Here is a 26,414-nt window from a genome sequence, read left to right on the forward strand (position 1 = left end):
TTCTAATCAAATAATATTTTCTATTTATCAAATTTGAATCTGACTTTGGGTCGTAGGAATAAAGGCATATTTATGTTGGCTACCAACAATAGAATATACAGAAGTCAGCTTTAAATTTCGGTTACTTTCCCTGTAAGCAGCCTTTGAAAACAACTTCTTAATTTCCAAAAGCCCGAAGATACAAACACGTTTCAATTTGTTCAGCATTTACTTTACAAATGAAATACATTTTTTTTTATTTCATTTAAAAAAATGTTATTTTTTATCATCTTTATTTAAAGCATTTTGAGGGTGTTTAACTCTTGCTCGGTTAGGTGTTTCCAATGCCCACGAGGTAGGTCTTTTTTGGTAAGATGCCCAATAGCAACACAGTCTAAACTCACAATCTCATATTTTAAGTAATCAAATATGGATCGTATAATCGTATTACCTGTATTTTTTATTTTTAAGCCTATTTCATTTTTTGAAGCACCATCAATATAGCTGATTTCTTCAACTGCTATCAGTTTTCCTTCAATTTTAAAACCAGCTTGAATCTTTTTTAAATCTTCAAGCTTTAAATTTTTATCAAGTTCGATATGAAATAATCTAGCAATCCCATTTTTGGAATTTGTAAATTTTTCTACGATAGCATCATCATTGGTGAACAATAACAAGCCTAATGAGTTCCTGCCCAAACGTCCGATGGGTTTAATACGTGATGTTGTGGCATTGGCAACCAAATCCATAACAGTTCTTCCTTTGCCTTCACTGGTTGTGGTGGCAAATCCTTTTGGTTTATTAAGCAAAACATAGGCTTTTTTTTCTGGATTTACACGTGCGCCATCGTATTTAACCTCATCATCAAGCTTTACTTTATAACCCATTTCTGTGATCACCTTGCCGTTAACAGTTACCAAACCTGTAGCAATGTGCACGTCGGCTTCCCTTCTGGAACAAATACCAGAATTCGCAATATATTTATTTAAACGAATTTCATTCGGGTTCGATTTATGGACCGATGTAGCCTTAGTTGGGCTAGATGGTTTTGTGTAGCCTCCTTGATTTTTTAAAGGCGCGTTGCCTCTTGAATAACTACTTTTGCGACTAGATTCACCTCCTCTTCCCGAAATTTTCCCATTGCCTTTATCGCCTTGATGCCTACTCATAACTTAATTATTTTTTGCAAAGATATGTTTAAATTTATGATTGACGATTTTTTGGATTGATGATTTGTTACATGAAAAAACACTCTTCTTATATATGTTTTAAAATCACATTTACATCTATTAATAAAATACTTAAAACGCCCGAAAGAATAATAAGTTTTAAGATGTTATGAAGTATTAAATAATGCATTTTAGTTTTAGATTTCCATACAAACAGTATAAAAAACAACAACAAAATAAGGCTTAAATAAAAGTAAATATCCATACGTCCCACTTCAAAATTATACAATAAAAGATATATTGGAATTAACGTTAACCATGTTAAAATAGTCAGCATTATTTTTGATGCTTTTTCACCATACACAATTGGTATAGTTTGGTAACCAAGTGCCAAATCCCCTTTTATATTTTCCAAATCCTTGGTCAACTCCCTCATAGAAATGATTAAAAACAAGAACATGGCATGCACGAAAATAACAGGTTCAAAATTTTTATAGTAAATAAATATAATAAAAAAGGGCGTAATCGTTAAAATAGCCGATGTGATATTACCTATAAAAGGCATTTTTTTCAATTTGTGTGAATAAAACCAAATACCAAAAATATAGCCCGAAAAGAAAATCACGGCATTAAAAGACACGTAGCTTGCCATAACCGCAGCCATAAAATTCAATACAAAATATAGCGATAATTTTGTGTTTTGGCTCACCAACCTGTCAATCATGGATTTATGTGGCCTATTGATCAAATCCTTTTCCGAATCGTAAAAATTATTGATGATATACCCTCCGGCTATAGTGGCAGCCGATGCCAAAACCAACATTAATAAATTAACATCAAAAACAACTTGGCGGACTGGCTTATCGTGTGCAAAAATGTAAATAGATGTAACATATTGAGCCACAACAACCACAAGTATATTGTAACCTCTTACCACAGAAAACATACTAAAAAATTTAAGTAGAATATGTTTCTGTCTTCGGCTTAGCATAAGAAAAATTTAAATATACCCTTCGACTGCGCTCAGGGTGACAGAAGTTTAGAAGTTGTAAACGACCTCTAATTTATAATCTTTAAGGACTTGTTTCGCTTTATCTATATCTTCAGTAAAACCAAGTATATAACCACCGCCGCCAGAACCGCAAAGTTTTAAATAGTAGTCATTGGTCTTAATACCTTTTTCCCAAAGCTCATGAAATTCCAGTGGAATCATCGGTTTAAAATGGTTGATAACCACTTTTGATAATCGTTTTGTGTTTTTAAATAACGATTTTATATCCCCTTTTAAAAAATCATCAACACAGGCATCCGTATGTTTTATAAATTGGTCTTTTAGCATGTTACGGAATCCTTCTTGTTTCATATTTTCCATAAAAATACTTACCATTGGGGCAGTTTCCCCTATTATGCCACTATCTAATAAAAATACAGCATTTTTACCTTCGCTTTTTTGCGAAGGAATACCTGTAGCTTCAATATTATTTTGAGAATTTATAAGTATAGGAATGCTTAAATAACTATTTAAAGGATCTAAACCGGAAGATTTTCCATGAAAAAAAGATTCCATAGCCGAAAAAATGGCTTTAAGTGTCAATAGTTTTTCACGAGTTAAATTCTCTAAAACAGTGATCTTATTACTAGCATATTTATCGTAAATGGCAGCTACCAAAGCGCCACTACTACCAACGCCATACCCTTGCGGAATCGAGGAATCAAAATACATTCCTTTATTAACATCTTGCCGAAGTTGTTCAATATCAAATTCCACCAACCCAGAATCCATAGTCTCTAAGTAACCAACAAAACGTTTTAAACTTTCATTGGATTTTATGGCAATTTCTGAAGGATGCTCGTCTACTTTTAAAGCCCCATTATAAAAATTATAAGGAATTGATAAGCCTTTGGAATCTTTAATGATTCCATATTCTCCAAAGAGTAGAATTTTCGAGTAAAATAAAGGTCCCTTCATAAATTAATTAATAATATGCAATGAATAATCTACAATTATTTCGTTTTAATACTTTAATATCTATCTGAATACTAAGATACTCCGAATTATTTAAATATCCTGTTTCTCATAATAAATCTCGAGGCAAAGATATAACATTTGGTTTTGCTATGTTATCTTTATTAAGTAAACAATTAACACTAATCCATTTAATCATTCATCGAAATTCTACTTGCCTAGCTCCTAAACCAATTTTATCGGCAATATATTGTCCATTCTCGATATACGCAACTAACTCATTATTAATAAATTCAAGAATCCGTGCATGTTCATTTTCTGGGTACAACACATGTACATTGGCGCCAGCATCTAAAGTAAACCCTACGTGCAGTCCGGTTTCTTTTCTAAACGACCATATTTTATTAATAATTTCAAGTGTATTAGGTTTCATTAAAATAAAATACGGCATGCTGGTCATCATCATGGCATGCAATGTTAGTGCTTCACTTTCAACAATGGCTATAAATGCATTTAAATCTCCAGACTCTAAAATGCCCATTAACGTATTTAGATTATTATGGGCTTGTTTGAACCGTTCTTGAGCAAATGGATGGTTGTGCATTAAATTATGTCCCACAGTGCTGCTTACTTGCTTTTCTCCTTTATCAACCAGCAAAATAGTATCTTGGTAATTCCTGAAATTCTCATGGACTTTGTAAGGATATTTTACACCGAACAAATCACTACTTCCTTCAATGTTGCCGTGTTTTCCCCAAACCACCAAATCACCTTCTATGCTTCTACAGGCACTTCCTGAGCCCAATCGTGCCAAAAATGAGGCTTTATTGTTAAAATAGGTTTGCTCCATATCGCCAACCAACTGCTTTTCCATGCTCATTAAGCACAATGCCAAAGCACTCATACCAGATGCGGAGGACGCTATGCCAGAGCTGTGTGGAAAGGTATTGGTCGTTTCAATTTTAAAATGGTAATCTTTTAAGAAAGACAAATAAAGCTCTATCCGTTTGAAAAATGTTTCGATTTTTGGTTTAAAATCGTCTTTCGGTTTGTTATCTAAAAACACGTCAAATGAAAACACATTGGTATTTTCCTTTTTATAAAAATGTAATGTCGTAATGGTTTTACAATTGGTTAACGTGAAACTTATGGAAGGATTTTCTGGAATTTGGTCTTTCTTCTTTCCCCAATATTTTACCAAAGCAATATTGCTAGGCGATTCCCAAGTAACTTTACCGCTTTCAAGGGTTTTGGCATCGTCCTTATAGCTATCTGGATTAGGAATGAATTGTTGTTCGGTCATTTAATCAATTTCTCCTGACAAAGATAATAACTTTACCATTGTGTTGTAATTTCTTGAGGTTCCTATCACATTTAACTTTCGCTCAAACGTATTCATGTTGAATTTTGATTGCCCATAGCCTGTTGAACAATAAAAATAAAGAGCGTCTTTTTTGATGATGATTTCCTCATTTTCATAGGTAAGTTGTTGAACTTCCTTAACCAATGGCGTATCGGGAATTTTACTTAAGATAACAAAAAAGCTTTTCTCCATTTTGTCTTTTGGAAACGGACAGTCATTTAAAATAGTTTGTAATTCATTTGGTGTTTTTATAATCACGAAAACCTCAAATCCAAAATAATCCAAAATGCTTTTTTTAATGGTTTCCTCTAATTCGTGAGCTTCTTCTTGAGATTTAAAGATAACGTTACCACTTTGTATATAGGTTTGAACTTGTTTAAGCCCCGATGTTGTGAGTAATTCACGTAATGTTGCCATGGGCACTTTTTTATGTCCACCCACGTTAATACCCCGTAAAAGTGCGATGTATGTTTTCATTTTTAAACTTCCCTCCTAAAAAGGAGGGATTGAGGGAGGTGTAAAATCATTCTCTTCAAATTTAAAAATATAATCTTTGCATGAGTATATCCATATTTGGGTTTCCCTCCTAACAAGGAGTGACTGAGGGAGGTGTACCACCATTCTCTTCAAATCTAAAAATATAATCTTCAATCGCCCTTAAAACATTATCCATATCATTCATAATTTGATAATCCGAAAATCTCAAAACATGAATTCCTAACGCATTTAAGCGATTAGTTTTCTTTACATCTTTCTCAAAAACTTCCAAGATTTCATGAGAATAACCATCACATTCAATAGCTAATTGTAGTTGGTTACAAAAGAAATCTACAATGTATTCATCAATAGGCTTTTGTCTGTGAAAATCATAATTGTGCATTAGATTTCTTCTCAAAAAAGTCCATAATTTAATTTCAGACTTTGTTGAATTATTATGCAGTTGCCTTGCTAGTTCTTTAAGTTTTGGATTGTAATATATTTTCATTTTTAAACAACTAATTTATAAAAACACACCCCTTAATCCCCTCTTATTAGAGGGGAGACTTACCGTGACATATTTTGAGCGGCAATAAATGCACTGGTCCATGCATTTTGGAAATTAAAACCACCTGTAATGGCATCAATATTCAAGACTTCACCAGCAAAATACAATTGAGGAACCAATTTACTTTCAAAGGTTTTAAAGTTAACTTCTTTGAGTTCAACACCCCCTGCGGTTACAAACTCTTCTTTAAACGTGCTTTTCCCTTCTACATTAAAAATGGCTTGCGTTAATTGCGTTGCCAAACTCTCCAACTGGTCTTTATTTAAGTCAGCCCAACGGGTTTCATTGTCCATTTTAGAAGCCAAAACCAATTTTTGCCAAAGCCGTTTGGGCACATCGAATTGAGCGGATTTATAAACTGTTTTTTTAGCTATCTCAAGCTTTAATTCTTTTAAAACATCCAAACAGTCTTCAAAAGAGGTGTTTATAAAATTTATGTCTATTTTAAATTTATAATCCCGTTTTGCTAATTCCAAAGCACCAAAAGCCGATAATTTTAATATGGCTGGTGCGCTCATACCCCAATGCGTTATGAGTAATGTACCGCTACTTTCTAAATGGCTATCTGCAACTTTTACGAGAACATGGTTAACCACAACGCCTGGGATATCTTGAATGCGGTCGTCCTTTATGTTGAAAGTGAATAACGATGGTACTGGATTAGAAATGGTATGCCCTAAATCTTCTAAAAGCTTCCAGATTTTTGGATTGCTCCCTGTGGCAATCAATACTTTTTTAGATGTAAATAGGCCTTGATTGGTGTCCACTACAAATACATCTGATTCTTTTTGAATGGATTTTACCGAATGATTCATTAAAATGTCCACCTTATTTTTTTTGGCTTCGTTTAAAAAACAATCGATAATGGTTTGTGAAGAATCGGTTATGGGAAACATGCGTCCATCATCCTCCATTTTTAAAGGAACGCCACGTTTTTCGAACCAGTCTATGGTATCGCCCGTCATGAATTGATGAAACGGTCCCAATAATTCCTTTTCGCCTCTTGGATAATTTAATACGAGTTCCTGTGGAATAAACTCGGCGTGCGTCACATTGCACCTGCCACCACCAGACACTTTTACTTTGGTCAACACGTCTTTACCGCGCTCTAAGATGGCAACTTTTAACTTTGTGTTTTGCTCTGCTATGTTAATGGCAGCAAAAAACCCAGCAGCTCCACCGCCAATGACAAGCACGTCTTTTTCTGTCATAGTCTATCTGGAAAATCGGAGATAATACCATCTACCTCATACGATTTTATACGCTTTATTGGTTTTAAGTTGTTTACCGTCCATGTAAACACTTTAAATTGTTCCTTTAAATTGGCAACAATCTCTTGGGTTAACAGGGTGTAATCTGGATGTATGGAATAAGCGTTTATTGTTTTTGCGAAATTAACCGCCTCTTCCAGATTTGTATCGGTAATCACGCCCAAAGGAATGTTACTGTTTGTTTTATAAACCGTTTCCAATAAATCCTTTTGAAAACTGGACACAATAATATTGCTATAATCCCATCCCTTTTTTTCAATATAAAAATCGATTAATCTACTCGTTTCTTTTGGGGTGTCTTGTCCTTTTAACTCTATATTCAACAAACATTTGTTGTTTACAAAGGCCATAACTTCCGACAAGGTTGGGATTTGGGTATGTCCCTTCACCTCAACCTTTTTCAACTGTTTTAAGGTGAATTTTGAAATTTCGCCAGACGTATTCGTCATCCTATCCAAGGTAAAATCATGAAAAACCACCAACTCCCCAGACGCACATCGGTGCACATCTATTTCGATACCATCCACCCCTAATTGCAATGCTTTTTTAATCGATTCTAAGGTGTTTTCGGGTGAATGCCCTTTGGCGCCGCGATGTCCTATTTTTTTCATCTTTTTATATATATTTTTCTTTGGTAAGATAGAATACACATAGGATTTATTTGCTTATTTATTAAAATATTCAAAATATGCGCATTTCATTTGGTAAAAATACGAATATAGTCAGACGTTTAGGATAGCATTTTTATTACATGTTACATAATTTTTAATTTGTATAAAAAATATGCTAGATTTGATGTAATAGTAAACGGACGATGTGGGGTAAAGTTCTTCATATTATCCGTTAGAAATAATTTGAAAAAACATAATCGATGAGCGAATTAAGCCAAAAAGAATTAGAAGTTGTTACTTCAAGAGCAAGAGCTGATAAAGCAATCAACTCATTGAAAGGAATCTTACTTGGAATAAATTTAGACGAGCAGGTAAACCAAAAGGAAATCAATGAACTAAAAAAATGGGCAGAAAACCATAGGAGTTTAATAAACCGAAATCCTTTCAAAGAATTTATGACCATTATTGAAGAAACAATTTCTAGCAATATTCCTGCAACGGAAACAATAGAAGATTTATTCTGGCTTTGTCAGAAATACGAAAATGACAGCTACTATTATAATGCAGTGACAACTGATTTACAAACTCTTCAAGGAATATGTCACGGAATTTTAGCAGATGGAGTTATAAATGAAAAAGAAATTCATGACCTTAAGGAATGGCTTGAGCAAAATATTCATTTAAGTACATACTATCCTTATGACGAAATTAGGAGTTTAATTCTTTCTATAGTATCGGACGGAAAAATTGAGGAAGAAGAAGTTTTGATTTTAAAAGCTTACCTAAATCAATTTATAAATATCGAAAACAAGGATATTGCTGAAAAAATTGATAATGAAACTGCCAATATAAATATTTCTGGCCATTGCACTAGTGACCCAAATATAGACTTTGACGGTAAAACATTTTGTGTAACTGGAGTTTTGAAAAGTGGTAATCGAACTGAATTAGAAAATCTTATTTCCGATTTAGGAGGAATACCGACAAAATCAATTACCAAAAAAACTGACTATTTAATTGTTGGAGATAACGGAAACCCAGCTTGGGCTTTCGCCTGTTACGGACGGAAAGTAGAAAAAGCTTTGGAATTGAGAAAAGGTGGACATCAGATTTGTTTAATTCATGAATTTGACTTTATGGACGCAATAGAAGATTTGAAATAAAACTATTCCTTCACTAGCAAACGTTTAAATTTATGTTTTCCTATCTTAATTCTTAAACTACGCAAATGTCTGTTATACTAAACAAACTGAACCCATATAGAAAATGAAAGCATTTTTTAAGGAATTATTTCAATACAATCATCACTCAAACCAAAAATTATGGCATGTTTTTAATGAACATCCGGATAGAATTTCTGAAAAATCGATCAAGTTATATAACCACATACTCAATGCCCACCATATTTGGAATAGCAGAATTAATCAAATTCAAAACACGTATGGCGTTTGGGACATGCATCCCATTCAAAACTGCATGAATATGGATAAAACAAACTATGAGAATTCATTGCTTATACTTGACACCTTTGACCTAAACGACATGATCAATTATAAGAATACGAAAGGACTGGTTTTTAACAACAGTATTCGCGACAATCTTTTTCATGTCATAAATCATTCAACTTACCACAGAGGACAAATTGCAACCGACTTTAGGCAAAATGGCCTCGACCCTTTGGTGACTGACTACATTTTTCACAAGCGATGATTATTAGGTAATATATTTATGTGATATCAAAATAGCTTACGAAGTAGCAAAATAATGTTCCCATTCAAACTAAAAGCTTAAACCAAAACCAAACGAAAACCGAAGACCTTCAGCTCCCTGAAACAAATTAAAAGTACCTGATAATGTTTGGGCTGCCGTTACCCAAAAGCCACCTCCATAATCGTTGTGCCATGTTTTTGAAGGATCGTTTTCCAACCAAACCCTACCAACATCCAAACCGCCAAAAACCCCTAACTGTAAAGGCAAAACCCTGGTTTTAAATGATGGGAAACTATACCGTAAATCAGCACTACCGGTCAATGCATTTTTACCTGTAAAACGCTCTGTTCTATACCCTCTCATCCCATTATTACCGCCAATATTGGCTGCTTGGTAAAAGATGAGATTATCACCAAACCTTAGTTGACCTCTAACATCTGTTTTAAGGACTAATTTTTTGTTTGTGGTTAAAGCATTATAAAAACCCCATTCGGAATTCACAAAACCATACGTGTTTTTAGTTTCCTTAAACTCTGTTTTTCCACCAACATTTAAAAGAAACGTCATCCCTCGTGCTGGGTTTGTGGCATTGTCAAAACTTTTATAATGGTATTGTGCTTGAAGTCCGCCAAAAAAACGTCTTGTATAAAAATCATTGTTTGCAAGAGGCATAAAACTAGAAATATAACGATCTGGAGTATCTTCAATCTCAATCCCTTCAAAAAGGGCTTTAAAACCATAATCGCTTCCGAAATTTCCTTTTTTAATGACGCCTACATTAAGTGCATAGATTCCTGTTTTCACTCGATTATAATCAAGTCCGAAATCGTCATCGCTATTAACGGTTTCATTGCCATAGCCAAAGAAATTATTAGTAAAATTTTCAGATGTAAATCTTCCAGAAACCTGTAAGTTCCAATCTTGATGTATGTTAGCAAACTCGCCTTCATAATTTAGCTCATACCCATTAGTTGCAAAAAAATACCCCCCTTTAAAATGGTGTTGTTGTGAAAACGGATTCCGTTGAAATCCTTTTACCGTTTTAACAAAAGAAGCCCCTATTTTAAAACCATCGTCTGGGTTAAATCCAAAACTTGGCGTGATGGTGGCTGTTTTGGTAATGTTCTTTTGAAAATCGAAGAGGTTTAAGTTATAAATATCGGTGAATTTTATTTGGGCGCCATGATTCTGTTCTATGGTGTTCTTTTTCGATTTATGGTCATACACCTTGATGCGCCTACTATTTTCAATGACATAGGTATCATCACCTTGCCCACCGATAAGGCGCGTATAAATCATATTATTTGCCTTTCCTGATACCTGAAAAACATCTTTATCATCCAAGCCATACACCCAAATTTCCTTGGTAACCTCTCTATTAAAGGTTTTATCTACCAGCACATCAGCTTTTTTACCAGCTTTAATCCTTGATATTTTTATATGGGTTTCTTTATCACTTGTTCTAGTCACTTCAATGTAATCATCCTTATCGGTTCCCATCAAAATTACCAGTTCATTCATATGCTTGTAATACCGTGTCGCAATATCCAAAAGGTTGCTTCGTCTTCCTTTCAGATTTGTTTTAATGGCATCCAATGTTTCATCCTGTACTTCTTTGGGTACTTTTAAAAATGCCTCGTCAATTACGGCATCTGTGATATGTTCTTGTAGAAATGCCGCTTCCTGCAGCCAATCCTCTTGACTGGCTTTTTGGATTAAAACCCTATCTAGTTTAATACCGGCACTGTTCATCCAGTCAATATCCTTTAATTCTGAATCATAAACTTGCAGCTGTTTTGTTGGACCGGATATTATTTTCATAACATCCAATAATGCGCCATCAAAATTTGAAAATGCTTGATCTCTATCCCTTGGTATGGGCCTAAAAACCTTGTTGCCATTATCTACATCAAACTCCGCCCATTTCCACTGGTCTTGATGCCTATCCCAATCGCCCACCAACATATCAAAAAGACGGGCTTTAATAAAAGCATGTTCATCTATTTTATATTTCTCATCTTCACGAACCTTTTTAATGACATCGTAAGTGCTTCTAATATCATCGGCATTTTCCAGATGTTGCTCATTAAAAGAAATATCTTCGGGACGTTCTTCAACCATATACAATTCGTCTCCGAATTCATCATTATAATTCCCTAAAGCTTTGTGCTTAGGAATGTAAAATAACTTCGGATTGGTGTGGACTATTTTTGCGGCATGCGACAGATCTGGGATCACTGCAAACGCATACGGATGTGCGGCGGTATAAAAATCAAGAACCAAGTTTTCAACAGCCGTTTTCTCAAATTCATCTACAATATAGGTGTCTTTAAATAATACCGTTTGAAGGTATTGTGTTGCACTTTTACGGAGCGCCCGCATGCTAAGTTCCTTGCCCTCTTTGGTCTTTAAACGTAAGGAGCGTGTTTGGTGTCCGCCACCCTTTCTAATAACTTCCAATCCTCCATAAAGCGTATCTAAAGTGGCGACCTTAACCTTTATTTTTGTGCTGTAAACGTCTCTATAGTGACCGCCCCAAACCGATTCAAAAAAAACTGTTTTATCGGTTTCTTCTTTGGCGTAAATGGATGCCTCAACTTTTTGGGGAAAAGCGTCAGGCAGTTTGGAATAATCAAAAACCTGATTTATTTTTTGTACTTCTTTCTGAAATACCAATTTTGCTTTCCCGTTTTCCGCAGCAAACATATTAACCCAACTACTGCCATCTTTATAAATGACAAACTCAGCAAAACCTTGTTTGCCATAAGCAAACAGTCCATCTTTCCCTAATACAACGGGCGACTCTTTAGAACCTGAACCGGACACTATTTGCTTAATGGATTTATTTTCTATGTATTGCAACGCATGCTCATGTCCTGAAACAAAAACAACATTGCTTTCACCTAGTGCAATGGTTTCCAAACGGCTCATCAATTCATGGTAACGCTCGTTGTAAAGGTCTTGTGGTGAAACACCACCTTGTGTTCTTATTTGCGTCATTAAAGACCCAATTATGGGTAATGGAATTTTTTGTTGGAACGGAAAGATATGCTTACTTGCCGCAACATGCCCACCATGAGAACCATTAGTGTACATAGGATGGTGCATAGCGAAAACCACTGTTTTATTTTGGGCTTTTTTTATTTCGCCTTCAATGTCTTCAAAAAAGCGCTCTCGGGTTTTAATATCACAATCATCATTAATGGTTGGAGCATAGTCCCAATTTTCTAAATACCACTGGGTATCAATGATGATTAATTGAATCGTGTCACTAATGTCAATACTTTCCAAAGGACAACCATTTTCTGGTAAAAAGGTATTTTTACCTAAAGCGTCTTTAATATAATTTTCTTCACGTTTTAAGCCTTTTAACCCGTTAGCATACCAATCATGGTTTCCTGGAATAAAAACAGTTTTACCCTTAAAATCCCTTATTGATTTTATTTGGGCATTTAAACTATTTTCAGCGTTTGCCCTGCCATTTTCGTCTACATCGGGTAAGCCTGACGGATAAATATTATCGCCTAAAAAAATGACATAATCGCCTTCTGTATTTTTATCTGAGATATAATTTTGAAACGCTTGTAAACCATCGGACAATCCGTTGGTAGGTGATAAACCGGCATCACCTATCAAATAAAATGTTTTATCTACGTCTTTGTTTTGAGATTCACCAAGACTTGAATATTCATGGGCATATTGTGCTTTGTGAGTTGCACAAGCATTAACAAGCAGTAAAGTTAACAAATGAGGGATTAATTTGAATTGCAACTTCATGTAATGATTCGTATTTTTAACATAAATATACAAATTAGCAAATCATCTTTTTTAATAAATTTTTCAGTAATTTGTATTATTATTTACAAATGCAAAATATGCCAGATATTTTAAAAAAAACGCAGGAATTCGTTTTTAATTTATTTAAAGAAAAACTTCCAAGTACATTTCTATACCACAATTACACCCATACAGAATGTGTTTGCAATGGTGTTGACGAAATTATTGAAAACACCAATCTTAACGAAGAAGATCGTTTAGCCCTAAAACTAGCAGCACTCTTACATGATACCGGCTATATTAAAACTATTGAAGGTCATGAAAATGAAAGTGTAAAAATAGCCACTGGTTTTTTAAAAGAACATGGTGTTGACAACAAAACCATCGACAGTGTAAACCTTTGTATTTTGGCGACAAAGCTTGATAGCAAACCAAATACCACACTAGAAAAAATTATAAAAGATGCCGATACATCTCATTTTGGTAAAGACAATTTTAACGACGCTAGCGAATTTTTAAGAAAAGAGCTTGAAATATTGGACATTAAAAACTACTCTCCAAAAGAATGGTTGGACGAAAATATAAAATTACTTTCAGAGCAACATCAATTTTATAGTGATTATGCTCTTAAAAACTGGCAACCACAAAAAGAGAAAAACTTATCTAAGCTTATAAATAAAAAGGGGAAACTGACTTTGAAATCAAAAACCGAGGATCTTAAAACCCAATTCAAAAATGAAAATCCAGAACGTGGTATTCAAACATTTTTTAGGGTTGCTTTAAAAAACCACATAAAGCTTAGCGATATTGCCGATACAAAAGCCAATATTTTATTATCGGTCAATGCCATCATTATTTCGCTTGTACTTTCTAACTTGATTTCAAAATTAGACAACCCTTCCAACCACTATTTAATAATTCCGACAGTTATTTTTACCATATCAAGTGTTATATCTATGGTATTGTCCATTATTGCCACAAGGCCCAATATAACCAGAGGAGAATTTACCATAGAAGATGTTGAACAAAAACGTGTTAACTTAACCTTTTTTGGAAATTTCCATAAAATGGAACTTAAGGAATACCAATGGGCCATTTCAGAACTTATAAAAGACAAAGATTATCTATATGATTCTATGACCAAAGACTTATATTTTTTAGGAAAAGTTTTAGATAGAAAATATAGAATTTTAAGGGTTACCTACAACATATTTATGACAGGCATGATTATATCTGTTATTGCATTTGCTGTAGCCTTTAAAATAACCAAAGGAGGGTAAACCTTAACTATACTGGTAAAATCTTAACAGTTAAGCCTACGCCAAGCAAGATACTTAGGCTTTAATTTCATTCATTAGATCATTATAGGTAAAGAAATTTTTAGCGTCTTTTCCTTTATCTTTATAAAGTAAACTTACCCTTATGGCTTTTAAGCCGGTAACACCTTGAAGATTTTCCAACTCTACAATTTCTTCATCTATATCAAGCATTTTTTTGGATTGTAAAAACTTGATATAGCGTAAATATTCTATTTCATCTTCTTTGTGGGAGTAAACAATAGCGATTTTACCTTTACCTGTTATGCGTTCTTGGGTTCCTTTAATGAAGGCTTTGTCTACTCTCTTTTTAACGACCTCATATCTGGCATTATAAGTCCCATCTACATCAAATTTTTTCTCATCCATTCTAAATCTTATGGATAGGGGTTGATTAAAAACCAAAATCATGGAAGCAATATCTAGGCTTAATGGATAATTATCTTGGTTGCTATAATAGGCGTTTTCCATTTCGCACATTGCCTGAAGTTGCCATAGCCTGAGGTTGTATAGATATATGATGTTAAAACTATCTTCCTTTGTAATAGTTTCTCCTATATACATATTGTGCTCTACACCATCGGTTTTAAAACGTTCAAAAAAATGCGGGTACATTTTTTGTGCCTCAACTTGTTTTTCATCCAGCAGCCTAGCCATGTTTTTATTGATTAGTGCTACTGTGTCGTCATAATTTTTACGGTAATGGTATACTAGTCCTAGGCTTTCATCTATTTTACTAAAATAGTCGTGAATAGCTTCGTTAAATGAATGGTCTTGTTTTAAAAGAAACTTGAACAACGGTTCTATTTCATTTTTAAAGAAGAGAGAAAGTATCAATTCGCTATCAACTTTGAAATTAGATGTCAATTCTTCTTTAAAGCTTTCAATTTGAAATCGTATTTGACTGTAAATGGGTAACGCTCTTTCACTTTCTATTTTTTCAAGTATTTTTTCTGTCAAACTGAGCTGTAAAGTCAAATCTCTTTGGGTGGCTTTATTTCTGGCATCAGACGACCCTTTTATATCCATTTGACCAAATAAAGGATACACATTTTCGAACACAATTTTTTTGAAGGTCGCATTGCCTTCTTGCTTTTGTTTATCAAATAAAAATTTCTTTGCGGCATTTTTAAATTTCCACGATACACTAGGATGTATGGAAGTACATTCTTGTTGAATAACAGCCTCTATCAAATTATGTTCTTCCTTTTTAGATCTCTCTACAGTAGACACTATAAATGGCATGATGTCCACTAGTTTATTAGCATTAATGCTATTTAAAACTTTTGGTTTACTTGAAACAAGTTCTAAAATACCCAACAATTCACCATTACTGGCTATAGGCGCTAAAATGGCACTTTTAATGCCTTGGTCTTTTAAAATTTTAAACTTAGAACTATCCGAAAGCTTATCAAACTTATCAACATCGGATATGGAATAGAACTTTTTTTCATTCAGAAGCATATCATAACACTCATGGCATAAAGATGATTCACAAAGTAAGCCCTCGTTTTTATTAACAAGAAAACTTACCATGTCCTCTCCCAAAACCCGCTCGAAGCTATCTTCTTCTTTATTATAGACCGAAAACCCAACTTTTAAATCTTTTAAACCCAATAGTGATTGAAAAACATTTTGAAACTCTTTTATAAAATTTTCGTCCTTTTGTTTTACCTCACCAATTAAACTGGATTTTATGTTTGAAATAGATTGATCGTCCGTCACATCAAAAATATTGGATATAACAAACCCTTTGAAAATATGGCTATTGGGCGGGAATTTCGCTTTCCAAAGCTCTATATTTCCAAAATTATCCAACAGTTCTTCATAATCATCTTGGGTAATTTTTACAGCTTTATCTGTTGGCACAATTTCACAAAAATCGGCATTGTACAATATTTTATAATAGCGCTTAATACCATGAGCATCTGGTATCTCGTAAAACATGGGGCGTTTTAAGCTTAAGTTGTAACCATAACAAAAATTTAAGATGACCGTACAAGCAATAATGTAGGTGTCATCTTCGGGCATATTTTTAATTTTAAGCTCAAAATCCTTTCCTGCTGTTTTAATAATATTTTTAAACCTTGCGGAAGCATTAAATATAATATTTTGAAAAGGAACCGATGCCGTTTTAATTTCGTTGTATGTTAAGAGCGGACTAAATGAATCTTGCAATATGGTTTTTATTGGTTCCTTGTATGTTTCTAACAATGAAAAATCCGTAAAACCTTCCCTAAGCGCAGGGTATTTTTCCTGAAACTCTAAAATATGTTTTGCTTTTGTAATCATAAAATCGTCTCCACTGCCAAGCAGAGCTTCATACTGCTCCAATAACTTTTTAAAGCTTATTTGCAAAAGCATTGGGGATTCAATAGGTTGGTACATAACAGTTAAACGATTTTTTTTATGACTATAAAAATACAAAATATATAGAATAGACGACCGTAATTGGTTTTTATTACAAAAAAACTGAATTATTTTATCCTTGGGTAATACCGACTATATTTTAGGTATATTGAAAGTTGAAAATAGATAGGATATCCATTAAACGAGTGGAAACAATTAGTTCTCTGAGTCTTTAAAAGAATTAAAAAAGTCCGCATAAAAATGCAGACTTTTCGAGTTAAAGTGGGGAGAGCAGGATTCGAACCTGCGAAGACGTAGTCAGCAGATTTACAGTCTGCCCTCGTTGGCCGCTTGAGTATCTCCCCAAAACCGAGGGCAAATATATTACTCTTCCCTAATAACGCAAAATAAAAAACACGGATTTTACAATTGATATATCAATCTAAACGACACAAATAGTGGTTGTATAAAATACTCTGTGGCACTAATAGATATATTATTTGCATTGGTGTTACTTTGCGATTTTGTATTAAATAAGTTAGTCGCTCTAAGCTCATACTCCAACTTGGAATCAGCGTCTTTTCTATAAGACAAAGAGGCATTCCAAAATTTAAAATTATTAAGCGTTTTTACTCCATCGCTATAGTTATTATAAGAGAAATCGGTTTTAAACGTAAAGGACTTTAAAATAAGGGCATCTACCAGTATAGATGGTGATTTTGTATAGAATGTATTATTGTTATTTTCTTGAATACTGTGGCGGTATGCAATTTCAACATTGGGCGCCGTTTTAAAATTGGTTCTTAACTCACCTCCATAGGTTTGAGTGAAGCTCTCGTTTACAGATTGAACACCATTAAAAAATTGGTTGAATTTTGAGTAATTAAATGTGCCATTTACAGACGCTCTAATTTTACCAAATGTTCGTTGATATCTACCATTGGCACTCGCACTTTCATCAGCAAATGGAGAATTAAAAGGGGTGTTTACAAATATGACATTATCTGAAGCTGTTTGGTCTATTTGGTTTCTAATGTTATCAATACTTTTATTATAGTTAAGCCTAGCGGAAATGTTAGTGAAATTAAACATACTGAAACTATTATAATTTAGGCTTACGTTATGGGACAAAGCACTTTCTAAATCTGGATTACCCGTAAACAATGAACTGTACCCGTTTAAAACCAAACCTGCTGCAAATTGGGACACATCGGTAAACTGTGTTTGAACACCATAGTTTAAAGTAATTTGTTCGCTATTTTTTATTTGCATCAATACATTTACATCTGGCAATACCCTAAAGAAATTATCGGTAACAGTTTGACCCAACTGTGCGTTTTTAGTACTATAGGCATGTGCTGAAAAGCCTGGTGTGAGGGTAAAAATACCGGATTTTAATCTGTAATGAAATCCTAAATAGATGTCACTAAAATTATATTTAATGATATTATCATCCAGACCACCATTTAATGTTGGTGTGGGATTGAACATGGAATCATTATCTAGAAATTGGAAGATATTAGAATTGAATTTTTGTGTACTCAATATGGTTCCTAAAGTGACATTGATATTACTTGTATTATTTAAAATATTCCAATAATCTACTTTGGCATCAATTTGATTACTTTTTACTCGTTTATTTTGATTAAGGTTATAACTCAATTGATCTCTATCTAATCCTAAACTCAAAGCTGTACCATCATAAGAATCTGAATCAACATCATCGTTATTTGTTGGATCATTAGCTAAAATAGCATTATAGAATGGATCTTCATCCTGCAATAAATGCAACACTTCTAAAGCAAAAATATTGGTATCATTAAGCGTATAATAATACTTTAAATTTTGGTTAAGGCTGTAGGGACTTGAGCCTTCCGCCTGAAGAACGTCACCATTTATACTTGAGAAAAACCCTTGATCTTGGGATTCTTTTGACAAGCGACCCATAATATCATAATCTAGTTGATTACTACCATTGGGTTTATATTTGGCCGACAATTTTAGCATCCCTAAATCACTACGTTGTACCGTGTTACTTTCAGTACTCTCATCAGGTATGGCAGAGTCAGGGGCTAAATATTGGACAAACCTATTTTCTTGCATTTCTGTTTTATTATTAGAGAAAATAGCAAACCCACTTAAATCCAATGTTTTTTTAGGAGACCAGCTAAAATTAGCTGCTGCCAGTTTTGAAACAATATTTTTGGCTCTATTATTCTGGGCCGTTAAAAAAGCCAGATTGTTGGATCCCAAATTTATATTGGTACCACTTTGCTGGCTAGGATTGTTAAACCCACCCGTAAAGTTAAAATAATCTCGACGGGTAAAAGCAACTTCACCTAAATTGTTCAAATCGGTAATAAGATTAATGCTATAAGTTGGGCTGTAATAAAATAGTTTGGGCTGTAATAAATACAATCCATCTTGATTTGAATACCCACCACCGGCGGTTACTGTACCAAACCAGAAATTTGTTTTACCTTCCTTTAATTTAATATTGATGGCAACATTGTCTTGGTTGTTGGTTACACCACTTAACTGACCAACCTCAGCATAATTTTTAAGCACTTGTACTTTGTCAACAACATTGGAAGGGATGTTTTGGGTGGCCAGTTTGGTATCGCCATCAAAAAACTCCTTGCCATCCACCATGATTTTAGAAACTACTTTCCCCTCTATCTCTATTTGACCGTCATCATTAATCTGTACGCCAGGTAAATTTTTGAGAACATCCCCAAGTTTTCTTTCTGTTCCAGTATTAAAAGAATCGGCATTATAAGCAATAGTGTCGCCACTAATGGTTACTGGCATTTCGTAAATTAATTCAATTTCATCTAGGGTATTATCATTTTCTAAATTAATATCTAAAAAAATGTCTTGATCTGTTGTGGTTACATCTTTTTGAAAGGTTTTCATACCAATATAACTTACCTGTATTTTGTAAATTGTATTTTTATCTAAAGCCAACCTGTAACGACCGTCTGAACTGGTAATTCCGTAAGAATCCAACTTTTGTGTTTGTTGATTAAGGGCAATTACACTTGCCAATTCTAAAGGTGTTCCAATACTATCCTTTACAATACCTTCTAGTTTTACTTGTGCATACGTAGAGCATGCAACTAAAACAGTTACTATTAAAATTAATTTTTTCATTAAATTATCTTAAGATTGGTTTAATTGGTAATATTTTTAGAAAGGTCCACGTCCGCCGCCGCCCATATTTCTGCCTCCAGAATTTTCACGCATTTCCGCTTCTTTTTCTTGAGCTATTTTTTCATATTCAGCCGTAGTGACTACTTTACCTTTAGATGGGACTTTTAACTTTTCTTTCTCTGTCGGATTTAGGACAATCTTAGAGCATAAAATAACCGTATTGTTGTCATGAAGTTCTAATATCAATCCTGGTAAGCCCCAATAATCACTTGGGCCTTGGCTAACAGGTATTTGTGGGGTGTACCAAGCAGTAACCGTATATTCGGTTGGAGCTTCTACTTGATTTTCGTTATTGTTTCTTCCAAAAGGCATAGCTGTTCCACCAACAACCTTTCTAACTGCAGTAGCTTTAAAACATAAGTATTGTCCAATCATTTTAGATTCTGACCCCATGTCCCAATTCAATTTTGGCAAACTATCTACTATTAAAAATTGTTTACCATATAAATCTGCCTGTTGGATTAACTTTCCTTCTTTTACATTTTTATAATATTCTCCACCCCCGGCACCCATCATTCTAAAACGCATGTTTCCACCACCTTGCGCAGGAGCTTCTAATTTTTCTTCTTCCTTATAAAAAGATTCTGATTGATTAAATGTAAGAATGAAGATTTTCTCCAATGAGCTTCTCATACGTTCTGCTATTTGCTTTTTTTGCTCCTCACTCATTTGTCTGCCACCAAAATTCATATCTAACGATGTTTTGGTTTGGTAATAAGCCTGTCCTTGAAAGTCTTTTTGAGCAAAGGATAAAACTGTAGCAAAAACTAATAAGACTGTAATAACTATTTTTGAAGATATAATTTTCATATGTAACTATTTATTGTTTTTTAATGGTCATATGGTATCGCCTTATTTTGATTGGTGTTCTTTTTTGCAACTTATTATTAATGGCGATTTCATAACTTTAATGTTAATGTTATTTATGAACTTGGTTTAATGGCATTTAGACTAACTTAAATTCATTTCGTTTAATCACATATTGTTAAATTTTTATTGAATTACTTAATTAAATTTTTTTTGCAGAATTTTGATTAGGTTTTTGTATTTTCAAACCCACTATGAAACACCTATATTATATTATCACATTTTTCTCTTTATCAATAGTTCTTCAAGATTCTATAGAACCAACATTTATAGAGAAAACCGAGTTTACTGCCGATACTTTAGTGAGCATAAATGATTTTAATACTACATTTTATATCGTAGAAAACATCCTGTTTAAAAAAAGTGAAGAGGTAAAAGGCATTGATATTGGTTACAACAACTTTCAATTAGGGAGTATTACCTCTGTAAATACATTTAATCCTTTAAAAATTAATGTTTTTTACAAAGATTTCAATACAGTTGTAGTTCTAGATAACAGACTAGCTGAAATATTTAAAGTTGATTTCAATGCGGTTCAGCCATATAAAAACGTTACACATGTATCAACTGGATTCGATAATACCCTTTGGGTTTTCAATCAAGACACACAAGATTTAGAGCTTTATGATTATAAAACTAATGCCGCTCGTGCTAAAACGTTACCAATTAATGGCAGCGTTTTAGATTTAAAAAGCAATTATAACACTTGCTGGTTACTTACTAAAGACTATTTATACGTGTATAATTATTTTGGAAGTTTGTTAAAAAAAATGGATAATGATGGTTATACCCAAATAGTTGAAAACAATGGAAATCTTATCTTAAAAAAAGATAACGAGTTGTTTTATTTGAAAGACGGTACAGAAACACCTAACACCATTAAACTCCCTAATTTGTTAATAAATCAGTTTTTTGTAACCAACGAAACCTTGTATATTTACGATGGTAAATTTCTTCATAAATTTAAAATAAATTAAAACATGCATATTGCAATTGCCGGAAACATAGGAGCCGGAAAAACCACACTTACCAGATTATTAGCAAAACATTATAAATGGGAAGCTCAATTAGAAGATGTTGTAGACAATCCTTATTTAGATGATTTTTATAATCAAATGGAGCGTTGGAGTTTTAATCTACAAGTTTACTTTTTAAACAGCAGATTCAGACAGGTATTGCAAATTAGAAAAAGTGGGAAAGACATTATTCAAGATAGAACTATCTATGAAGATGCCCATATTTTTGCTCCCAATTTGCATGCCATGGGGTTAATGACCAATCGTGATTATGAAAATTATAAATCCCTTTTTGATTTAATGGAATCGCTAGTTCAAGGTCCTGATGTATTGATTTATTTACGAAGCTCCATCCCAAATTTGGTAGCACAAATTCACAAACGCGGTCGTGATTACGAAAACTCTATAAGTATTGATTATTTAAGCCGATTGAACGAACGGTATGAAGCTTGGATTCACGGTTACAAAAAAGGAAAACTTTTGATTATTGATGTTGACAAACTTGATTTTGTTGACAAACCAGAAGATTTAGGACATGTCATCAACACAATTGATGCAGAGATAAATGGATTGTTTTAGAAGGCTTTAGAATAAAATTGTTACTTAGATTTTCAATACATGCTAAATTTTAAAACTTTAATAGCACTCTCTACTTATATTTTATTTTCAAGTAATAGTCTTGCCCAAGAAGACACAACTACAACAAAAAACAAAATCTGGAAGCAACTTGCCTATGATGGCAAATTCACCTTGCAAAGCGTGGGTAATGGATTCACACAACCTTTACGATGGCAAAAAGATGATTTTATCACCGCGGGCGGCATAGTTGCTGGAAGTGGAATTCTTTATCTTACAGATAACGATGCACGAGATTTTTTTCAAAATCATCAAAACGACGTTCCCCAAGTTATAAAAGAGTTTGGTTGGTACTTTGGTAGTCCGCAAAACTTCTTTATGATTTCCGCAGGTGTTTATGGGTTCGGACTCATAACAGATAACGAAAAAGTACGTCACACTGGCGTTTTAATTATTTCGTCGGCGGTTTCATCGGGTATTATTCAATCTGTTACTAAAACAGCTGTTGGACGCGCACGCCCCTTGTCAGGAAACCGGGACGATTTTAAACCTTTTGATGGCACTCCAGGATATCATTCATTTCCATCAGGTCATGCTATTTTATCATTTTCAATGGCGCATGCTATTGCTAAGCAGTTTAATAATTTTTGGGTAAAAGCAGGTATTTACACCGTTGGTTCCATTGCTCCTATTTCAAGATTATGGGAAGATGCCCATTGGCTAAGTGATGTTGGTCTTGGCATCGCTATAAGCATTGTGGTAGTTGATGGGGTAGATAATTTCATGAAAAAGAAAAACGCCTACAACTATTCTAAACCCAAACAAATAAACTGGCAAATGAAAGCTGGCTATGGCACTTTAGGATTCGTGGGAACATTCTAAAAACCAAAAAAACCACGCTAATGGCGTGGTTTTGTTTTTAATAAAGACGTTTATTATTTAACAATAACTTCTTCTACAATCTGTGCATTTGTTGTTTCCGATTTATCAGTGTTATCTTTATTTTTAAAAGCTTCAACATTTGCTTTAACGGCTTCTTCTGTTCCAGTAAAGCTTTCATAGCTGGTAGAGGTTTCTCCATTTTTAGATATTACAGTTGTTACAACCGCTTTATAAGAACCATCTTCATTTTCCATCATATCAACCTTAACTTCTTTAGAAACCATTTCTTTTTGTATCTCATTATTTGAAACATAAGCTGTCATAATATCATCTGAAGGCAAAGCAATACTTGGCGCAATGACCAATGCTACAACCGACATTAATTTTAATAGAATGTTTAACGAAGGCCCAGAGGTATCTTTGAATGGATCCCCAACAGTATCACCTACAACAGCTGCTTTATGGGCATCTGTTCCTTTACGTCCGTCAGCCTCAATCATTTTTTTAGCATTATCCCAAGCACCACCTGCATTTGATTGGAAAATAGCCATTAAAACTCCACAGGTAGTAACTCCCGCTAATAAGCCTCCTAACATTTCAGCACCACCAATGAACCCTACAGCTACTGGAACAGCAATTGCCAATAACCCTGGCAACACCATCTCTCTTATAGATGCTTTTGTTGAAATGTCAACACATTTTTCATACTCGGCATAACCATCGGCAGCATCAAAAATAGCTCTATCCTCTTTGGAAGCTTTGCTCATATCAGAATCATACTTACGCATTACTGCCAAAGCCGCTTTTAACTGTGGAATATCCCTAAATTGACGACGCACTTCTTCAATCATGGCCATTGCAGCTCTACCCACTGCATTCATGGATAAGGCAGAGAACACAAAAGGCAACATACCGCCGACCAATAAACCTGCCATAATATTTGGTTTAGATACATCAATAGAGCTAACATTAGCCACTTTCATAAATGCAGCAAATAAAGCCAAAGCAGTTAAAGCTGCAGAAGCAATAGCAAATCCTTTACCAATGGCAGCCGTTGTATTACCAACAGCATCTAATTTATCGGTACGCTCACGTACTTCGTGTGGTAATTCAGCCATTTCAGCAATACCCCCAGCATTATCAGAAATAGGTCCGTAAGCATCAACCGCTAATTGAATACCTGTATTGGCTAGCATTCCAACGGCAGCAATTGCAATACCGTAAAGACCAGCAAAATGATGGGAAACCAAAATAGCCGCCGCAATAAATAGTATTGGGAACATAGTAGACATCATACCAACACCTAAACCCGCGATAATATTTGTAGCAGCACCCGTTTCCGATTGTTTAACAATAGAATTTACCGGTTTGGTTCCAGTTCCTGTATAATATTCGGTTATTTTACCAACCGCTAAACCAGCAAGTAAACCTGCAATAGTTGCCCAAAATACACCCATGGAAGAATATGTAACTTCATCATAAATCCAAGTTTGAGGAATTAAAATGTCAATAATAAAATAGGATGCTATAACCATTAATCCTGCCGAACCAAATTCACCAATATTCAAGGCCGACTGTGGATTACCGCCATCTTTAACCTTCACGAAAAATGTTCCGATAATGGACATAATAATACCAACTGCAGCTAGTACCAATGGTAAATATACGGCCCCTAAACCCGCAAAGTCTGGCGTAATTATAAAAGCTCCCAACACCATGGTTCCTATAATAGAACCTACATACGATTCAAATAAATCGGCTCCCATACCGGCAACATCACCAACATTATCACCAACATTATCTGCAATAGTTGCAGGATTTAAAGGATGATCTTCAGGAATTCCAGCTTCCACTTTTCCAACTAAATCGGCTCCAACATCGGCTGCTTTGGTATAAATACCACCACCTACACGCGCAAACAACGCAATGGATGATGCTCCTAAAGAAAATCCAGAAAGCACATTTAAAACCAAACCTAAATTATCTGCCCCAGGCCATATTTCTTGATATATAGCAAAAAGTCCGCTTAAGCCTAAAACGCCTAAACCAACAACTCCTAATCCCATGACGGCACCTCCAGCAAAAGCAACTTCAAGAGCTTTGCCTAAAGAGGTTCTTGCAGCTTGAGTGGTTCTAACATTAGCTTTAGTGGCTACCTTCATGCCTATAAAACCTGCCAAAGCCGAACAAATGGCCCCGACAACAAAGGATAAGGCAACCATACCATTTGAACCTGCTTCATTGCTTCCTTTAAAAAACAACAAAATAGCCACAGCAATGACGAAAATTGATAAAATTTTATACTCCGCTTTAAGAAAGGACATAGCACCATCGGCAATACTTTTGGCTATCCTTGTCATTTTTTCATTACCTGCCTCTTGCTTGGTAACCCACGCGCTTTTCACAAAAACAAATAAAAGTCCTAAAACACCAAAAAGCGGTAAAAAGTTCACTATTAATTCCATATTAAGTTTAGTTAGTTTATGAATATTTTTTTAACGTGGCTAAAAATAGTAAAATATAAGTGATAAAAAAAACCACCTTAAATTTAAGATGGTTCATTTTTTTGGTAATTTTTTATTAATCCTTCATTTAGATAGTAAATGTTCTCTTTTTCTTGTGTTCACTTTCATCATATCGTTGAACACATCTATGATAAATCTCAATGGCTTCTTCAGCATTACCCCATCCACCGGTATCGACCTTTTTCTTTTCCAAATCTTTATATACTTGAAAGAAATGCTCTATTTCTTTTAATCTATGCGGATTTAAATCGCTTATATCATGATTTTTACTCCAAATGGGATCTGATACTGGCACACAAATGATTTTTTCATCTGGTCCTTTTTCATCTGTCATATGGAATACGCCAATAGGCCGTACTTCCATAACTACCATAGGATACGTTGGTTGATGTCCCAATACTAAAACATCCAATGGATCTTGGTCTAACGCCAAAGTTTCTGGTATAAATCCATAATCTCCTGGATACATCATTGACGAAAACAACATACGGTCAAATCGGATTTTATGTAATGTGAAATCGTATTCATATTTATTTCTACTTCCCTTTGGTATTTCTATTAATACATCAAAAGTTACTGGTTTGTTTTCGCTCATAGCTAATATTTTTTAATATTCTTGTAACCTAACTCAAGGTAACACATATTTAAGACTGCAAATTTACTGAAGACTAATACGTTTAACAACAAAATGAACTTGTTTTCTATGTAATTATTATAAGTTAGCAAAGTATCACTTATAATGCCAAATTATTGACTTATATATAGAAAAAACACCCAAA

At 34.1% G+C, this 26,414-nt stretch carries 20 protein-coding genes and 1 tRNA gene; 6 read left to right on the plus strand and 15 right to left on the minus strand.

The window, feature by feature from the left end:
• Positions 1-275: 275 nt before the first annotated feature.
• From CSW08_RS16855 to CSW08_RS16890, 8 genes are all read right to left on the minus strand, one after another.
• On the minus strand, positions 276-1,148 hold the full coding sequence (locus CSW08_RS16855) for a pseudouridine synthase (RefSeq protein WP_106661092.1): 873 nt from the start codon (positions 1,146-1,148) through the stop codon (positions 276-278).
• 88 nt (positions 1,149-1,236) lie between these two features.
• Positions 1,237-2,139: a geranylgeranylglycerol-phosphate geranylgeranyltransferase gene (locus CSW08_RS16860; protein ID WP_106661093.1), complete on the minus strand. Its 903-nt coding sequence runs from the start codon at positions 2,137-2,139 to the stop codon at positions 1,237-1,239.
• A gap of 48 nt (positions 2,140-2,187) precedes the next feature.
• A complete protein-coding gene (locus CSW08_RS16865; RefSeq protein ID WP_106661094.1) occupies positions 2,188-3,117 on the minus strand; it encodes a mevalonate kinase family protein in 930 nt (309 codons plus the stop codon).
• 196 nt (positions 3,118-3,313) lie between these two features.
• The gene (locus CSW08_RS16870) at positions 3,314-4,417 is read right to left on the minus strand and encodes a diphosphomevalonate/mevalonate 3,5-bisphosphate decarboxylase family protein (protein ID WP_106661095.1); all 1,104 of its coding nucleotides are present in this window, start codon (positions 4,415-4,417) and stop codon (positions 3,314-3,316) included.
• Positions 4,418-4,954 carry a DUF1697 domain-containing protein gene (locus tag CSW08_RS16875; RefSeq protein WP_106661096.1) on the minus strand — a complete coding sequence of 179 codons (537 nt, stop codon included), beginning with the start codon at positions 4,952-4,954 and terminating at the stop codon, positions 4,418-4,420.
• Positions 4,955-5,063: 109 nt separating this feature from the next.
• Entirely contained in the window at positions 5,064-5,462 is a 399-nt protein-coding gene (locus CSW08_RS16880) for an endonuclease domain-containing protein (RefSeq protein ID WP_106661097.1), read from the minus strand.
• 59 nt (positions 5,463-5,521) lie between these two features.
• Positions 5,522-6,733, minus strand: coding sequence for a BaiN/RdsA family NAD(P)/FAD-dependent oxidoreductase (locus CSW08_RS16885; protein ID WP_106661098.1), 1,212 nt, complete (start codon positions 6,731-6,733; stop codon positions 5,522-5,524).
• Positions 6,730-7,404, minus strand: a complete 675-nt coding sequence (locus tag CSW08_RS16890; RefSeq protein ID WP_106661099.1) for a glycerophosphodiester phosphodiesterase — start codon at positions 7,402-7,404, stop codon at positions 6,730-6,732. Before CSW08_RS16890 ends, CSW08_RS16885 begins: the two co-directional genes overlap by 4 nt.
• 260 nt (positions 7,405-7,664) lie before the next feature.
• Between CSW08_RS16890 and CSW08_RS16895 the strand changes: the two genes are divergently transcribed.
• Both CSW08_RS16895 and CSW08_RS16900 read left to right on the plus strand, forming a co-directional pair.
• A complete protein-coding gene (locus CSW08_RS16895) occupies positions 7,665-8,567 on the plus strand; it encodes a BRCT domain-containing protein (protein WP_106661100.1) in 903 nt (300 codons plus the stop codon).
• Between the two features lie 103 nt (positions 8,568-8,670).
• Positions 8,671-9,114, plus strand: a complete 444-nt coding sequence (locus tag CSW08_RS16900; protein WP_106661101.1) for a DinB family protein — start codon at positions 8,671-8,673, stop codon at positions 9,112-9,114.
• A 69-nt stretch (positions 9,115-9,183) separates the two neighbouring features.
• Here the strand turns inward: CSW08_RS16900 and CSW08_RS16905 are convergent, their stop codons facing one another.
• A complete protein-coding gene (locus CSW08_RS16905; RefSeq protein WP_106661102.1) occupies positions 9,184-12,891 on the minus strand; it encodes a metallophosphoesterase in 3,708 nt (1,235 codons plus the stop codon).
• 98 nt (positions 12,892-12,989) lie between these two features.
• On the opposite strand from CSW08_RS16905, the gene CSW08_RS16910 reads away from it, so the two are divergent.
• Positions 12,990-14,171 carry a Pycsar system effector family protein gene (locus tag CSW08_RS16910; RefSeq protein ID WP_106661230.1) on the plus strand — a complete coding sequence of 394 codons (1,182 nt, stop codon included), beginning with the start codon at positions 12,990-12,992 and terminating at the stop codon, positions 14,169-14,171.
• Positions 14,172-14,225: 54 nt separating this feature from the next.
• Here CSW08_RS16910 and CSW08_RS16915 read toward each other — a convergent pair whose 3' ends face one another.
• The 4 genes from CSW08_RS16915 to CSW08_RS16930 form a co-directional block, all read right to left on the minus strand.
• Positions 14,226-16,595 carry a GAF domain-containing protein gene (locus tag CSW08_RS16915; protein ID WP_106661103.1) on the minus strand — a complete coding sequence of 790 codons (2,370 nt, stop codon included), beginning with the start codon at positions 16,593-16,595 and terminating at the stop codon, positions 14,226-14,228.
• A gap of 244 nt (positions 16,596-16,839) precedes the next feature.
• Positions 16,840-16,921: transfer RNA gene (locus tag CSW08_RS16920), tRNA-Tyr, on the minus strand.
• A 58-nt stretch (positions 16,922-16,979) separates the two neighbouring features.
• Entirely contained in the window at positions 16,980-19,709 is a 2,730-nt protein-coding gene (locus CSW08_RS16925; RefSeq protein WP_106661104.1) for a TonB-dependent receptor, read from the minus strand.
• A gap of 36 nt (positions 19,710-19,745) precedes the next feature.
• Positions 19,746-20,579 carry a GLPGLI family protein gene (locus tag CSW08_RS16930; RefSeq protein ID WP_106661105.1) on the minus strand — a complete coding sequence of 278 codons (834 nt, stop codon included), beginning with the start codon at positions 20,577-20,579 and terminating at the stop codon, positions 19,746-19,748.
• Positions 20,580-20,830: 251 nt separating this feature from the next.
• Here CSW08_RS16930 and CSW08_RS16935 point away from each other — a divergent pair, with 251 nt between their 5' ends.
• Genes CSW08_RS16935 through CSW08_RS16945 form a run of 3 tightly spaced genes read left to right on the plus strand, consistent with a single transcriptional unit; the run spans position 20,831 to position 23,110 of the window.
• Complete coding sequence (locus CSW08_RS16935) at positions 20,831-21,613, plus strand: hypothetical protein (RefSeq protein WP_106661106.1); 783 nt, start codon at positions 20,831-20,833, stop codon at positions 21,611-21,613.
• 3 nt (positions 21,614-21,616) lie between these two features.
• Positions 21,617-22,231, plus strand: coding sequence for a deoxynucleoside kinase (locus CSW08_RS16940; RefSeq protein WP_106661107.1), 615 nt, complete (start codon positions 21,617-21,619; stop codon positions 22,229-22,231).
• A 39-nt stretch (positions 22,232-22,270) separates the two neighbouring features.
• Positions 22,271-23,110 (plus strand): phosphatase PAP2 family protein, encoded by an 840-nt coding sequence (locus CSW08_RS16945; RefSeq protein WP_106661108.1) that lies wholly within the window; start codon positions 22,271-22,273, stop codon positions 23,108-23,110.
• Positions 23,111-23,163: 53 nt separating this feature from the next.
• On the opposite strand, the gene CSW08_RS16950 is transcribed toward CSW08_RS16945, so the two are convergent.
• A complete protein-coding gene (locus CSW08_RS16950) occupies positions 23,164-25,575 on the minus strand; it encodes a sodium-translocating pyrophosphatase (protein ID WP_106661109.1) in 2,412 nt (803 codons plus the stop codon).
• Between the two features lie 127 nt (positions 25,576-25,702).
• The gene (locus CSW08_RS16955) at positions 25,703-26,230 is read right to left on the minus strand and encodes an inorganic diphosphatase (RefSeq protein WP_106661110.1); all 528 of its coding nucleotides are present in this window, start codon (positions 26,228-26,230) and stop codon (positions 25,703-25,705) included.
• Positions 26,231-26,414 lie beyond the last annotated feature (184 nt).

Source organism: Confluentibacter flavum (assembly GCF_002843175.1).
GTDB lineage: Bacteria > Bacteroidota > Bacteroidia > Flavobacteriales > Flavobacteriaceae > Confluentibacter > Confluentibacter flavum.

Coding starts and splice junctions, on each gene's coding strand:
- CSW08_RS16855 (WP_106661092.1), bottom strand. CDS start 1,148: ATGAGTAGGCATCAAGGCGATAAAGGCAATGGGAAAATTTCGGGAAGA.
- CSW08_RS16860 (WP_106661093.1), bottom strand. CDS start 2,139: ATGCTAAGCCGAAGACAGAAACATATTCTACTTAAATTTTTTAGTATG.
- CSW08_RS16865 (WP_106661094.1), bottom strand. CDS start 3,117: ATGAAGGGACCTTTATTTTACTCGAAAATTCTACTCTTTGGAGAATAT.
- CSW08_RS16870 (WP_106661095.1), bottom strand. CDS start 4,417: ATGACCGAACAACAATTCATTCCTAATCCAGATAGCTATAAGGACGAT.
- CSW08_RS16875 (WP_106661096.1), bottom strand. CDS start 4,954: ATGAAAACATACATCGCACTTTTACGGGGTATTAACGTGGGTGGACAT.
- CSW08_RS16880 (WP_106661097.1), bottom strand. CDS start 5,462: ATGAAAATATATTACAATCCAAAACTTAAAGAACTAGCAAGGCAACTG.
- CSW08_RS16885 (WP_106661098.1), bottom strand. CDS start 6,733: ATGACAGAAAAAGACGTGCTTGTCATTGGCGGTGGAGCTGCTGGGTTT.
- CSW08_RS16890 (WP_106661099.1), bottom strand. CDS start 7,404: ATGAAAAAAATAGGACATCGCGGCGCCAAAGGGCATTCACCCGAAAAC.
- CSW08_RS16895 (WP_106661100.1), top strand. CDS start 7,665: ATGAGCGAATTAAGCCAAAAAGAATTAGAAGTTGTTACTTCAAGAGCA.
- CSW08_RS16900 (WP_106661101.1), top strand. CDS start 8,671: ATGAAAGCATTTTTTAAGGAATTATTTCAATACAATCATCACTCAAAC.
- CSW08_RS16905 (WP_106661102.1), bottom strand. CDS start 12,891: ATGAAGTTGCAATTCAAATTAATCCCTCATTTGTTAACTTTACTGCTT.
- CSW08_RS16910 (WP_106661230.1), top strand. CDS start 12,990: ATGCCAGATATTTTAAAAAAAACGCAGGAATTCGTTTTTAATTTATTT.
- CSW08_RS16915 (WP_106661103.1), bottom strand. CDS start 16,595: ATGTACCAACCTATTGAATCCCCAATGCTTTTGCAAATAAGCTTTAAA.
- CSW08_RS16925 (WP_106661104.1), bottom strand. CDS start 19,709: ATGAAAAAATTAATTTTAATAGTAACTGTTTTAGTTGCATGCTCTACG.
- CSW08_RS16930 (WP_106661105.1), bottom strand. CDS start 20,579: ATGAAAATTATATCTTCAAAAATAGTTATTACAGTCTTATTAGTTTTT.
- CSW08_RS16935 (WP_106661106.1), top strand. CDS start 20,831: ATGAAACACCTATATTATATTATCACATTTTTCTCTTTATCAATAGTT.
- CSW08_RS16940 (WP_106661107.1), top strand. CDS start 21,617: ATGCATATTGCAATTGCCGGAAACATAGGAGCCGGAAAAACCACACTT.
- CSW08_RS16945 (WP_106661108.1), top strand. CDS start 22,271: ATGCTAAATTTTAAAACTTTAATAGCACTCTCTACTTATATTTTATTT.
- CSW08_RS16950 (WP_106661109.1), bottom strand. CDS start 25,575: ATGGAATTAATAGTGAACTTTTTACCGCTTTTTGGTGTTTTAGGACTT.
- CSW08_RS16955 (WP_106661110.1), bottom strand. CDS start 26,230: ATGAGCGAAAACAAACCAGTAACTTTTGATGTATTAATAGAAATACCA.